Origin of the sequence: Streptomyces sp. NPDC052016 (assembly GCF_044548445.1) — a bacterium.
GTDB lineage: Bacteria > Actinomycetota > Actinomycetes > Streptomycetales > Streptomycetaceae > Streptomyces.
The window spans coordinates 33496-46610 of record NZ_JBIUBX010000031.1 but is presented as its reverse complement, the minus strand read 5'-3'; the positions used below and the strand labels follow the sequence as shown (position 1 = coordinate 46610).

The window sequence follows — 13115 nt, the reverse complement described above, 5'->3', positions numbered from 1 at the left end:
AGCGAGCGATCTCCTAGCGCGACGGAACGCGGTCCGCGCGGGAAAGTTACGACCGTTCACCCCTTTTGGTGGTGTGGCGGACAACCGTCCGTCGCGCCACCGCCTTGTCCGCATACGTTCTTCCCGCTGCGAGCCGCCGGGCCAACGGCGGCTCCCCAGAAGGGAGATCGGGGGTGCACACGTGCGCATCGGACTGCTTACGGAGGGTGGCTATCCGTATGTGAGCGGTGACGCCGGACTCTGGTGCGACCGGCTCGTCCGCGGACTCGCGCAGCACGAGTTCGACCTCTACGCGCTCAGTCGCACCGAGCACCAGGAGACCGCGGGCCTGGCCGAGCTGCCGCCGCAGGTCCGCCGGGTGCGTACGGCGCCGCTGTGGCGGGCGGAGGACGACGGGGTGGCGTACGGGCGCCGCGCGCGGCGGCGCTTCGCCGAGTGCTACGGCGAGTTGGTGGCCGTCCTGTGCGAGGGCGGCTCCGCCGATGCCTCGGAGGACCGTTTCGCTTCTCAGGCGGACCGTTTCGGCAACGCGCTGTACGGGCTCGCCGAGCTCGCTCGCGACGAGGGCGGACTGGTGGCGGCCCTCCGCTCGGAAGACGCCGTGCGCGCCCTGGAACGCGCCTGTCGTGCGCCCGGCGCCCTGCGTACGGCGCGTGAGGCGCGCGTACCCGAGCTGCTCGCCGTCGCGGCGCACCTCGAACGCCTTCTGCGCCCTCTCTCGCTCGACTGGTACGAGGACGACCCGGCCGACGGGGGCGGCGGGCTCGGCTCCGTCGACCTGTGCCACGCCGCGTCGGGCGGTGCCGCCGCCCTGCCGGGGCTGGTGGCGCGGCACGTCTTCGGGGTGCCTCTGGTGGTCACCGAGTACGGGGTGCGGTTGCGGACGCACTACCTGAGCTCGGGGCGCGGGACGGACACCTCGGCTTCCCCGGCCGCGCCGCCATCGACCTCCGCGGCGCCATCGGGCTCCGCCGCCGCAAGGCCGTCCTCGACTGCCCCGTCTTCGGAGGAGGCTCCCGCCGTGCGCGCGTTGCTCGCCGCCTTCCACGGGCGGCTCGCCGCCGAGGTGTACCGGCAGGCCGCGTGGGTCACACCCGGTAACGCGCACGCCCGCCGCTGGCAGGAACGGTGCGGCGCCGACCGCGCCAAGCTGCGCACGGTCTACCCCGGCATGGAGGCGGCCCGCTTCGACGAGGTCGGGGACTCCCCGGACACCGCCGATCCGCGCACGCTGGTCTGGGTCGGCCGGGTGGAGCCGGCCAAGGACCTGGTGTCTTTGCTACACGCCTTCGCGGAGGTCCGCAAGGAGGAGCCCGGGACCCGCCTGCGGATCATCGGCGCGCCGTCCGGGTCCGAGGGCCGGGCCTACCTCGGCCACTGCCGGATGCTGGCCGCGCAGCTCTTCCCCGACGAGGCCGACGGGCCGCACTCCGTCGGCGACAACCCCGTCTCCTTCGAGGAGATCGGCGGGCCGGAGGTGCCCGACCTCCCCGACGCGTACGCGGCGGGTGCCGTGGTCGTCCTGTCCAGCGTCGTGGAGGGCTTCCCGGTCGGTCTGGTCGAGGCGATGTTCTGCGGGCGCGCGACCGTGTCGACGGACGTCGGCGCGGTCGTCGAGGTCATCGGCGGGACGGGGCTGGTCGTGCCGCCGCGCAACCCGCGGGCGCTCGCGGAGGCGTGCGTCGCGTTGCTGCGCGATCCCGAGCGCCGTGCGCGCCTCGGCGCGGCCGCCCGCGCTCGTGCCCTCGAACTCTTCACGGTCGAGCAGAACATCGCGGCATTTCACGGCATTTACCTGGAGACCGTCTCCCGCAGCCCGATCCGCCGGGTCGTCCTCGACGCCTCCGGGGAGCCCCGGCCGTTCGCCGTCCCGGCGGAGGCCTGGATGCCCGGCCGCTGGACCGGCCCGGGCGACCGCGACACCGCCCGGCGCGGGACCGGCCGGGCGGCGGCACCACCGGTTCCGGCGGGCTCGCCGGTCGCCGCGACGGAGGGGGCGCGATGAGCGGCCTGAGCGAACGGGACCGGCCCTGGACACCGGGAAGCCCCGGTGCCGGCGACCGGCGATCGCAGGAGTGGCTCTCGGGGGAGGGCGGCGGGGCTGGAGAGTCCGGTGAGAGGGGCGGTGACGCCTCGCTGGGTGGAGGCTGCTCGGAGGCGGCTGTGAGCGGTGGCTCCGCCGTGTCTGCGGGTGGTGGCGTGGGCGTGGATGTAGGTGGTGGCGCGGACGCAGGTGGTGGCGTGGACGTTGGTGGCGGCGTGGGCGTGGATGGGGGTGGTCGCTCGGGTGCTGTTGTGGGTGGTGGCCTTGATGATCCTGGGGGTGGTGGCTCTGATGTGTTCGGGGACGGCGGCTCCGATGTGTTCGTGGGCGGCGGCTCGGGTGGGGTCGCGGGCGGCAGCACGGGTGCGGCTGTGGGCAGCGGCTCGGACGTGGCCGACGGAATCGGCTCCGATGCGTCGTCCCCCGCCCAGCCCGACGTGGCTGTCGCGTCCCCTCGCAAGCCCCCCAGCCCCCGCCGCGGCGCCGCCGACCCGGTGAAGGCGCTGATGCACCGCCATCGGGAACTGTGCGAACGGGCCGTCGACCCCCTGGAGATCGCCGCCGCCCTGGAGGCTCACGGCGTCACCGACCGGACCGCCGCCCGTTTTCGGCACCGGGACGTCTTCTCCCTCGCGGAGGAGATGTACGCCCGCGTCCCCCGGGACGGCGACACACCGCCGCGCACCGCGAAGACCGAGGCGCTCCCGCGGGCGCGCCTGGACTGGGCGCTGCTCACGCTGCTGCCGGGCGCCCTGTGCGCCGCGACCGTCGTGGGTCTGCGTCTCACCCAGGGCCGCCCGCGCTTGTTCGTGGTGACCGCGGGCGCGCTGGCCGTGTTCCTCGCCCTGCGCGCGGCCCTCCGCCGGGGCCCGCTGGGCCCGCGCGGTCGCAGGCACCCGGGCTCGCACCGGACCGGCGCCTGGACCTGCTGGCTCCTCACCTACGCGGTCCTCGGCGACGGACTCCTGCGCACGGCCGTCGACGGCGGCCCCGACGGACTGCCGACCGGGGACGCCGACGGCTCGTGGCCCCTCGCTGCCGCCCCTGCGCTCACCCTTGCCCTGGCCTGCGCTCCCGCCGCCTGGAGCGCGCACCTCCTCGCCGTACGGGCCAGGCGCCGGCTGAACGCGAGCCGCGGCCTGGAGGAGTTCGCCTCCTCCGTGCGACCGCTGCTGCTCGGCACCTTCGCGCTGTATCTGTGCGCGCTCGCGGCACTGAGCGGTCTCTGCGCGGCCGCCCTCGGCGAGTCCGCAGGCCACGCCCAGACCCTCACCCTCGGGGCGCTGCTCTTCCTCGCGCGCCTCCTCACCGTGCACGGCTTCACCCACGCCCCGGCGCTCGTCCTCGGGACAGCCGGTGCCATCGAGGCGCTCGCACTGGCCACCGTCTTCGCGGGCCGGCTGCCCGGCTGCGGATTCCTGGCCACCCCTGTCGACGCCCTCCTGGCCGCCTGGGGCCCGGCAGGCGTTCCGGCCCTCTGCTGTGGAGCGGCGGCCCTCACCCTGCTGGTCCACGCGACCCGCACGCTCACCCGGGCCTCCGCCCACGCACGAACGGACCAGCCGTGCTGACGCGCACCCGGCCGACCGCGCCCCGGCAGCTGCCGTCCGCTGTACGACGACCTTGCGCGGCACCACCCCCACCGTGCACCGACCGCACGACGCACGCGCTCCTCCACCCACGCAACACCCCCGAAGGAGAAACCAGATGACCACCTCCCGATCCGGAGCGACCGGAGCCGCCGGAGCACCCGCGGTCCCGGGAGCCCTCGCGGTCACACGAGCGGCCGCAGCCGCCGGAGCGAACAGAGCGGCCGGTGCAGTCGCCACGGCCGGCGCCGTCGGAGCGGCCGGAGCGGCCCGAGTGGCCCAAGCGCCCGGAGTGGCCCGAAATCCTGGACCTGCCGGAGTGGCCGAAGCGCCTGACGCGGCCGGAACGCATGGAACGGCCCGCGTGGCAGGTGCGCACACCCAGGGAGCCGCACGATGAGGGTCCTGCTGATTGGAGCCAACGGATACATCGGCCGCTTCGTCGCCGACCGCCTGCTCGCCGACCCGGCCGTCCAGCTCACCGCGCTCGGCCGCGGCGACGACGCCGACGTCCGCTTCGACCTCGCGACCGGCAGCCCCGGCGCGCTCACCCGCTTCCTCGACGCGGTCCATCCCCAGGTCGTCGTCAACTGCGCGGGCGCCACCCGCGGCGGTGCCCGCGAACTCACCCGCCACAACACCGTCGCCGTCGCCACCGTCTGCGAGGCCCTGCGCCGCAGCGGCTGCGGCGCCCGTCTCGTGCAGATCGGCTGCGGCGCCGAGTACGGCCCGAGCCAGCCCGGCTCCTCGACGGCCGAGGACGCCGTCCCACGCCCCGGCGGGCCGTACGGCGTCAGCAAGCTCGCCGCCACCGAACTGGTCCTGGGGTCCGGCCTGGACGCCGTCGTGCTCCGGGTCTTCTCCCCGGCCGGTCCGGGCACCCCCGCCGGCTCCCCTCTCGGGCGGCTCGCCGAGGCCATGCGCCGCGCCATGCAGTCCGGCGACGGCGAGCTGAAACTCGGCGGCCTGGGCGCCCAGCGCGACTTCGTGGACGTCCGCGACGTCGCCCGCGCCGTGCACGCCGCCTCCCTCTCCGCAGCGCAGGGCGTCATCAACATCGGCTCCGGACGCGCCGTCCGGCTGCGCGACGCCGCCGCCATCCTCGCGCGCGTGGCCGGATACGGCGGCGCCCTCCACGAACTGGACGGTCCGCCCGGCGCCCATCTCCGGCCGGCCATCGGCCACCCCCGCGCCGACTCCGACCATGCGGCCCCCGTCGCGTACCCGTATCCGGACGGCTGCGGCAGCTGGCAGCAGGCCGACGTGCGCACCGCCCGCGACCGGCTCGGCTGGCGGCCCCGGATCAACCTGGAGGAGTCCCTGGCCGACATCTGGATGGAGGCGGCGTGTCGTATCTGACGGGCACTCCGGCGGGGACCGCGAGCGCCGGCACCACCGACGTCCGCACCGGCCTCGGCGTCCCCGGCTTCGCGCACCCCCTCCTCGCGCCCTCCGAATGGGGCGACCTCACCCGTGCGGGCAGACCCCTCCACTGGGTCGTCCTCGATGTCGCCGACGGACCCGGCACCCGCCCCGACCCGCACTGCCTGGAAGCCGCCGGCCGGCTCCGCAACGCGGGCGTGCGCGTCCTCGGCCACCTCGACCTCACCTACGGCGCCCGTGCCTTCCCCGAGGTGATCTCCGACGCACAGCGGTTCCTGGACTGGTATCAGGTCGACGGCTTCCTGCTGGACCGCTGTCCGGCCGACCGCTCGGCACTCCCCGAGATCCGCCGCACCACCGGCACGCTGCGCACCCTGCACGACGCGCCCCACATCGTCCTCGGCCACGGCACCCACCCGTACCCCGGTTTCGCCGAGAACGCCGACCAACTCGTCACCTTCTCCGGGCCGTGGAGCGACTACCGCTGGTCGCAGGCGGCCGAGTGGACCGCCGCCCATCCGCCCGAGCGCTTCTGCCACTTCGTGCACGGCGTGCCCCGCGGCCATCTGGAGGAGGCGCTGCGCGTCGCCCGCTGGCAGGGCGCCGCGACGATCTGGTTCACCGACCGCACCGACCGCGGCGGGCTCCACGATCCCTGGGAGACCATGCCCGGCTACTGGGACGAAATCGTCTCGCGGATCGGAACAGGTGTCTCGGAATGAAGATGGCCATGGCAGTGTTACACGGAGAACAACCGTAGTGATTGACCGACCAACGGAGTCCCCGTGTCGTTGCCACCCCTGGTCGAGCCCGCCTCCGAGCTCACCGTAGACGAGGTCCGCCGGTACTCCCGTCACCTGATCATTCCCGACGTCGGGATGGACGGGCAGAAGCGGCTGAAGAACGCCAAGGTGCTCTGTGTCGGCGCCGGCGGCCTGGGCTCGCCGGCGCTGATGTACCTGGCCGCGGCGGGCGTGGGCACGCTCGGCATCGTGGAGTTCGACGAGGTCGACGAGTCGAACCTGCAGCGCCAGATCATCCACAGCCAGGCCGACATCGGCCGGTCCAAGGCCGAGTCCGCGCGTGACAGCGTCAAGGGCATCAACCCGTACGTGAACGTGGTCCTTCACGAGGAGCGGCTCGAGGCCGACAACGTGATGGACATCTTCAGCCAGTACGACCTGATCGTCGACGGCACGGACAACTTCGCGACCCGCTACCTGGTCAACGACGCGTGCGTGCTGCTGAACAAGCCGTACGTGTGGGGTTCCATCTACCGCTTCGACGGTCAGGCCTCCGTCTTCTGGTCCGAGCACGGCCCCTGCTACCGCTGCCTCTACCCGGAGCCCCCGCCCCCCGGCATGGTCCCCTCCTGTGCCGAGGGCGGCGTCCTGGGCGTGCTGTGCGCGTCCATCGGCTCCATCCAGGTCAACGAGGCCATCAAGCTCCTCGCCGGCATCGGCGAGCCGCTGGTCGGCCGACTGATGATCTATGACGCCCTGGAGATGCAGTACCGCCAGGTCAAGGTTCGCAAGGACCCGAACTGCGCGGTCTGCGGCGAGAACCCCACCGTCACCGAGCTCATCGACTACGAGGCCTTCTGCGGCGTCGTGTCCGAGGAGGCCCAGGAGGCGGCCGCCGGCTCGACGATCACTCCCAAGCAGCTCAAGGAGTGGATCGACGACGGCGAGAACATCGAGATCATCGACGTCCGCGAGCCGAACGAGTACGAGATCGTCTCCATCCCGGGCGCCAAGCTGATCCCGAAGAACGAGTTCCTCATGGGCGCCGCCCTGGAGGGCCTGCCCCAGGACAAGAAGATCGTCTTGCATTGCAAGACGGGTGTCCGCAGTGCGGAAGTCCTCGCGGTCCTGAAGTCCGCGGGCTTCGCGGACGCGGTCCACGTCGGCGGCGGTGTGATCGGCTGGGTCAACCAGATCGAGCCGAGCAAGCCCGTCTACTGAGCCGGCCTGCCGGCCCGGACGGCGGGGGTTTCGCGCACCACGGGTGCGCGGAACCCCCGCCGTCGTCATGAGCAGACCTTGCCGTCCTTCGGCACCGCGCCGTTCAGCAGATAGCCGTCCACGGCCGCGTCGACACAGTCGCTGCCGCTCCCGTACGCGCCGTGGCCCTCGCCCTTCCACGTGAGCAGCACCCCGACGCCCTTGCCGAGCTCGTCCGCCATCCTCCTCGCACCCTCGTAGGGCGTCGCGGGGTCCCCGGTGTTGCCGACGAGCAGGATCGGCGCCGCGCCCGGCGCGCTCACCTCCGGGGTGTCGAACTGCCCGGCCACCGGCCAGTCGTGGCACCAGCCGGCCGTGTCCCAGCCCAGGAACGTGCCGAACACCGGCGAGATCTGCTCGAACTCCGGCAGCAGCTTCTTCGTCTGCTCCAGCGTCGGCCGCTGCTTGCCGTCCAAGCACGATATGACCCGCTGCGAGTGGGTGGTCGTGCCGTAGTGCCCCGCGGTGTCCCGCTCGTTGTAGGCGTCGGCGAGCACCAGCAGCTCGGAGCCGTCGCCCTGCTCCGCCGACTCCAGGGCGCTGGTCAGGCTCGGCCAGCCCGACTCGCTGTACAACGGCAGGACGATGCCGGTGACCGCGAGGGTCTGCGTCAGCTTGCGCCCGGACGACGTCGGCAGGGGCTTCGTGTCGATCCGCTTCAGCAGGTCGGCGATCTTCGCGCTGCCCTGCTCGGGGTCCTGGCCGGTCGACTTCAGGTAGTTGTCGAGCGCCAGCTGGAAGCCCTTCGCCTGGTTCTTCGCGTGGCCCACCGAGTCGGCGCTCGGGTCGACCACCGCGTCGAGGACCAGCCGGCCCACGTTCTTCGGGAACAGGTGGGCGTAGACGCCGCCGAGTTCGGTGCCGTAGGAGATGCCGAAGTAGTGCAGCTTCGTGTCGCCGAGGATCTGGCGCATCAGGTCCAGGTCGCGGGCGGTGTCGGTGGTCGACACATGCGCCATCAGCGGGCCGGCGGCCTTCTCGCAGCCCTCGCCGAAGTCGGCGGCGTCGTCGAGGTAGGCCTGTTCCTCGGCCGGGGTGTCCGGGGTGGAGTCGACGGACTCGGCGGCCTGCAACTCCTTGTCGCCGCGGCAGCGGACACCCTCGCTGGCGCCCACCCCGCGCGGGTCCCAGCTGACCAGGTCGTAGCGCTCGTGCAGCGAGGAGACCGTGGAGCCGTAGGCCGGCAGTGTGGACACGCCCGAGCCGCCGGGGCCGCCGAAGTTGAACAGCAGCGATCCGATCCGCTCGCTCCCGGAGCCCTTGGCCTTCGCACGGATGAGCGCGAGGTCGATCGTGGTGCCGTCCGGCTTCGACCAGTCCAGCGGCACCTTCACGGACGCGCACTGCCACTCGCTGCTCGGCGCGGGGGAGTCCGAGCTGCCCTTGCACCGGCCCCAGTCGGGCTTCTGCCCGGTCAGCGAGGCGGGCAGGCTCACCGTGTCACCTGAGGCGCCCGTCGTCCCGGAGGCGCCGGCCGACGGCCGCGCGTCCGCACCACCGCCCTTGCCGTCCTCACCTCCGTCCGATGGGCCGCTGCTGCACCCCGCCACCAGCAGCGCGGCGGCGGCGCCCAGCCCCGTCCACCGTACGAATCGCATCACGTGCACTCCCCCCTCGCGGACCGTGCCACCGGGCGGCGGACGGCTGTCAGGCCATAGTAGGCGGACGGAACCGCGGCCGTCGGAGCCTGTGGATAACCTCCTGACCTGCGAGTTTGCCCGCGCTCGCCCGGTGAGGTCCGTGCCGGGCGGCGGTTGTGGCGGGTCATGAACAGACCGTCCCGGCGGCCGGCAGCCTCCCGTTCAGCAGGTAGCCGTTCACCGCCGACCGCACGCACTTGTTCTTGCTGTCGTACGCGCCGTGTCCCTGCCCCTTGTACGTCACCTCGATCCCGACGCCCTTGCCGAGCGCGGTCACCATCCTCCGCGCCCCCTCGTAGGGGGTGGCGGGGTCGCCGGTGTTGCCGATGACGAGGATCGGCGCGGCACCCGGCGCGGACACGTCCGGATGGTCGGCGGCGCCCGGCACGGCCCAGTCGGTGCAGCTGAGCATGCCCCAGGCCAGGAAGTCACCGAACACGCCGGAGGCGGCCCGGAACTCCGGCAGCTTCCGCTCCACCTGATCGACGGTGTAACGCGCCTTGTCGTCGGAGCAGTTGATGGAGATGTTGGCCGCGGTGATGTTGCTGTACTCGCCGTTCTCGCTGCGGCCGTTCAACGAGTCGGACAGCAGCATCAGGATCCTTCCCTCGCCGGCGTACGCCTCCTCCAGACCGGCGGTGAGGTACTCCCAGAAGTCCTTCGAGTACAGCGCCTGCGCGATGCCGCTGGTCGCGGCGGTCTGGGTCAGCTCGCGGGGGAAGATCCCGGGGATCGGCCTGCGCTCGAGGTCGGCGAGCAGCCGGGCGATCCGGTCCTTCACATCCTGCGCGGTGTCCCCGAGGGGGCAGTCCTCGGTCTTCGACGTGCAGTCCTCGGCGAAGTTGTCGAGCGCCCGCTGGAAACCCCTGGCCTGCCCCAGCGAGCCCTGCTCGGGGGTCTGCGTCGGGTCCACCACCGCGTCGAAGACGGCACGCCCGACGTTCCTGGGGAAGAGGTGGGCGTAGACGCCGCCAAGTTCGGTGCCGTAGGAGATGCCGAAGTAGTGCAGCTTCGTGTCGCCGAGGACCTGGCGCATCAGGTCCAGGTCACGGGCCGCGTCGGTGGTGCGCACATGCGGCAGCATCTTCCCGGAGTTCTCCTCGCAGGCCTCGTTGAACTCCTTGGTGTTGTCCAGCAGCTCCGTACGCTCGGCGGTGTCGTCGGGGGTCATGTCCTGCTGGAAGTAGGCGTCGAGCTGCTGGTCGTTCTCGCACCGGACGGGGGCGCTGCGGCCCACCCCTCGCGGGTCGAAGCTCACCAGGTCGTACCGGGTGCGCAGGGTCGCGTAGTCCTCTGCGAACGCGGGCAGCGTGGTGACGCCGGAACCCCCCGGCCCGCCGAAGTTGAACACGAGCGAGCCGATCCGCCTGTTCTCGTCCCCGCTCGCCTTCGCCCGGATCAGCGCGATGCCGATGGTGTCGCCCTCGGGGTCGTCCCAGTCCAGGGGAGCCCTCATGGTGGCGCACTGCCACTCGTCACCGTTCGCCAAGGGGGACGGAGGGCTGCCGCCGCCCTGCGCCTGGGACGGCGTCGGACAGTCCTTCCAGTCCAGCTCCTGTGCCGTCAGGTCCTCGTCGTCAGCGCGGTCGTCGGTGCAGCCGGCCGCCAGGGAGGCCAGCAGGACGGCGGCGGCCAGGGCGGCGCGCAGGCGGGACGCTTTCGGCATGACTCCATCCTGCGTCCGTGCCCGCCCACGCGCGCGCGGGGCGCCGTCCGTCAGGTGTACGACCGCCGCCGTGCCGCTAGAGGGCGCCCTTGCGCGTCAGATGGTTGAAGGCCAGCCATCCCGGCAGCACCGGAAGCCACAGCGTCAGCAAGCGGAACAGCAGCACCGCGGGAGCGGCGACCTCCTTGGGGAGGCCGACGGCGATCAGGCCGACGGTCAGGGTCGCCTCGACCGCGCCGACGCCGCCCGGGGTGGGCGCCGCGGAGCCGAGGGCGTTGCCGGCGAGGAACACCACGGCCACGCTGGCGATGCTGATCGACGTCGTCTCGTCGCCGAACGCGCGGATCGACGCGTCCAGGCACATCACGAAGCAGGCGGTCAGCAGGAGCATGCCGCCGATACCGGTGACCAGCTTCTGCGGCCGCTGGAGCACGTCGAGCATGCGCGGAACGACACCCGCGAAGAGCGACCTCACGCGCGTGACGACGAACTTCCGCAGGAACGGCACCGAGGTCACCACGAGCACGAGCACCGCCACCGTCAGCAGGCCCGCGATGACCGTGCGGGACGGCGACAGCGACGGCGTCTTCTCGGTGCCGGTCAGATAGCCGAAGGACAGCAGCATGAGGATGTGGCAGCCCAGCCCGAACAGCTGCGAGGCGCCGACGCTCGCCACCGCGAGTCCCGGCCGCACTCCGGCGCGCTGCAGGAAGCGCGTGTTGAGGGCGACCCCGCCGACCGCGGCAGGCGCAACGATCTTCACGAACGACCCGGCGACCTGTGCCGCGACCGTCCGTGGGAACGGCACCCGCTCCGGCACGAAGCCCAGCAGGCTCATCGCCGCGGCGACGTAGCTCAGCGCCGAGAACAGCACGGCGGCGGCGACCCAGCCCCACTCGGCGTTGGCGATGAGCGGTCCGAACTCGATGTGGGTGAGCTGCGTCAGCAGGAAGTACGCGCCGATGGCGCCGGCGATGAAGCTGATCAGCGTGCGTGGCCGCACCCGCTCCAGCCGTGCGGGCTCGACCGGCGCCTGTGGCCGGATGCGCAGGACCTCGTGCCGGATCTGCGTCAGCAGATCCTCCTCGCGCGCCTCCTCCAGTGCCTCGTCGATGGCCCGCTTCTCGGCCCGCGCCTCGGCGCGTTCGGCCTTCTTGCCGGCCTTGTCGAGGACAGGCGGCGTCTCGTCCCCGGCTGCCTCGTGACGGGCCTGCCTGGACTGCCGGGACGCCTCCAGCACCGCCTCGCGTTCGCGCTGCGTCCGCTCCCGGGCCAGTCTGCGCAGGGTCGCGCGCGTGGAGCGGCTCAGCGCGATGGGCTGGAGCATCGGCAGGCAGTCCGCCACGGCGTCGGGGCCGAGCACGCTCACCGCCGAGGCGACCGCACGCTCGGCGCCCACCCGCAGGCCGAGCGTCACGAGCAGTTGGGAGGTGTCCATGCGCAGCAGCAGGTCGCCGGCCGCGATCTCACCGACGCGCAGGTCGGTGAGGATCACCGTGCCGGAACGATCCACCAGGATCGCGTCACCCACCAGCCTGCGGTGCGCGATGCGCCGGGACTGCAGGGCGCGCACCTGGTGCCAGGTGTCCCGCAGCAGCTCGTCGGTGATCTCCTCGTCCTCGAGCGAGTCCAGAGTGCGGCCGCCGGTGTGCTCGTAGACCAGCATCACGGCGTCGGGGCCGAGCTCGGAGGTCGCGATCAGCTTGGGTGCGTTGGCGCCCGCCGCGATGGCCGCGTAGGCCAGGAGCGCCTCCTGCTCGAGTGCCTGGCGCAGCGACTGCAGGCTGCTGCGGGTGGCGAAGCCGCGCAGGGTGAGATTGCGCCACGCGCGGTAGAAGAAGCCCTGCGCCTGCTGCTCGCGGTCGACCACCGTGACGTCCAGCTGGGTGCCGTCCTCCAGGGTGACGAAGTAGTGCCGGCCCCGGTCGCCGGTCTCCGACGTGTCCGAGACCTCCTGGCGCGCGGCACTCGCCGGGTGGAAGCCGACGTGCCGCAGGCCCGCCATCAGCGTCCGTCCCGTGGGACGCACGTTCGGCGAGCCGACCGCGTACAGCGTCCCGTAGGCCACCATCCAGCCGATCAGTACCGTCAGGATGATCGAGAACGGTGTCGTGTAGCCGGTGACGAGCATCGAGAACGCGTCGAGGAGCAGCACGATCCACAGCACCGCGCGCCAACGCGGCCGGCGCGACATGCCGACCGCCGTCATGTACGCGATGACGGGCGCGAGGTAGCCGTGCACGGGGTCGGTGAGGGCGTGGATGTCGCCGGGGGAGGGCTGGGTGAGCGCCTCCTGGATCGAATTAGGGGCCGCCTTGGCCACCCACAGGTCGGTGGCGAGGGTCACCCCGTGGGCCAGGACCGCCGCGAGCACGCCGTCGGCGATGCGCAGCCCGTCCCGCTTGATCAGCCGCTCGATGGCGAAGGCCACCGGCACCAGCAGGATCGCGATGCTCGACGCCAGCCCAGCGATCTTGATGAGCAGGTCGGGCGCCTGCCCGGTGCCCTTGTTGATGTCCTGTTCCAGGCCCGAGGTCGTTCCATGCGCAAACGCGGCGATGCCCAGCAGGACGATCACGGCGAGCACGCCCACCAGCAGCCGCATCAGGTCGGACGGACGGTGCACGCGCGCGGGGAGCAGCGGTTCGTCGCCCTCGACCTCGTCGATGTACGTGACGTCGACGAGCTCCGCGTCCTGTTCCGCCGTGCCGGCGGTGTCCGGGCGCGACGCAGCGTCAGAGGTGCCCTCCGCGTCCTCGGGATGCACGCCCTGCTGCTTCATCGTCTCTT

At 72.5% G+C, this 13115-nt stretch carries 8 protein-coding genes; 5 read left to right on the top strand and 3 right to left on the bottom strand.

Annotation, left to right across the window (positions count from 1 at the left end):
- Positions 1-181: 181 nt before the first annotated feature.
- From ACIHAR_RS32675 to moeZ, 5 genes are all read left to right on the top strand, one after another.
- Positions 182-2005, top strand: a complete 1824-nt coding sequence (locus ACIHAR_RS32675; RefSeq protein WP_400022933.1) for a DUF3492 domain-containing protein — start codon at positions 182-184, stop codon at positions 2003-2005.
- Positions 2006-2433: 428 nt separating this feature from the next.
- Positions 2434-3615: a hypothetical protein gene (locus tag ACIHAR_RS32670; RefSeq protein WP_400022932.1), complete on the top strand. Its 1182-nt coding sequence runs from the start codon at positions 2434-2436 to the stop codon at positions 3613-3615.
- Between the two features lie 414 nt (positions 3616-4029).
- Positions 4030-4992, top strand: coding sequence for an NAD-dependent epimerase/dehydratase family protein (locus ACIHAR_RS32665; protein WP_388758497.1), 963 nt, complete (start codon positions 4030-4032; stop codon positions 4990-4992).
- Positions 4980-5738 carry a spherulation-specific family 4 protein gene (locus ACIHAR_RS32660; RefSeq protein WP_365470710.1) on the top strand — a complete coding sequence of 253 codons (759 nt, stop codon included), beginning with the start codon at positions 4980-4982 and terminating at the stop codon, positions 5736-5738. The genes ACIHAR_RS32665 and ACIHAR_RS32660 overlap by 13 nt, the downstream gene beginning before the upstream one ends.
- Positions 5739-5801: 63 nt before the next feature.
- Positions 5802-6980 (top strand): adenylyltransferase/sulfurtransferase MoeZ, encoded by a 1179-nt coding sequence (gene moeZ / locus ACIHAR_RS32655; RefSeq protein ID WP_365470713.1) that lies wholly within the window; start codon positions 5802-5804, stop codon positions 6978-6980.
- A 65-nt stretch (positions 6981-7045) separates the two neighbouring features.
- On the opposite strand, the gene ACIHAR_RS32650 is transcribed toward moeZ, so the two are convergent.
- From ACIHAR_RS32650 to ACIHAR_RS32640, 3 genes are all read right to left on the bottom strand, one after another.
- Positions 7046-8620 (bottom strand): alpha/beta hydrolase, encoded by a 1575-nt coding sequence (locus ACIHAR_RS32650; protein WP_400022931.1) that lies wholly within the window; start codon positions 8618-8620, stop codon positions 7046-7048.
- Between the two features lie 163 nt (positions 8621-8783).
- The gene (locus ACIHAR_RS32645; RefSeq protein ID WP_365470718.1) at positions 8784-10325 is read right to left on the bottom strand and encodes an alpha/beta hydrolase; all 1542 of its coding nucleotides are present in this window, start codon (positions 10323-10325) and stop codon (positions 8784-8786) included.
- Positions 10326-10401: 76 nt separating this feature from the next.
- Positions 10402-13107 carry a lysylphosphatidylglycerol synthase domain-containing protein gene (locus ACIHAR_RS32640; protein ID WP_365470721.1) on the bottom strand — a complete coding sequence of 902 codons (2706 nt, stop codon included), beginning with the start codon at positions 13105-13107 and terminating at the stop codon, positions 10402-10404.
- Positions 13108-13115: the final 8 nt, after the last annotated feature.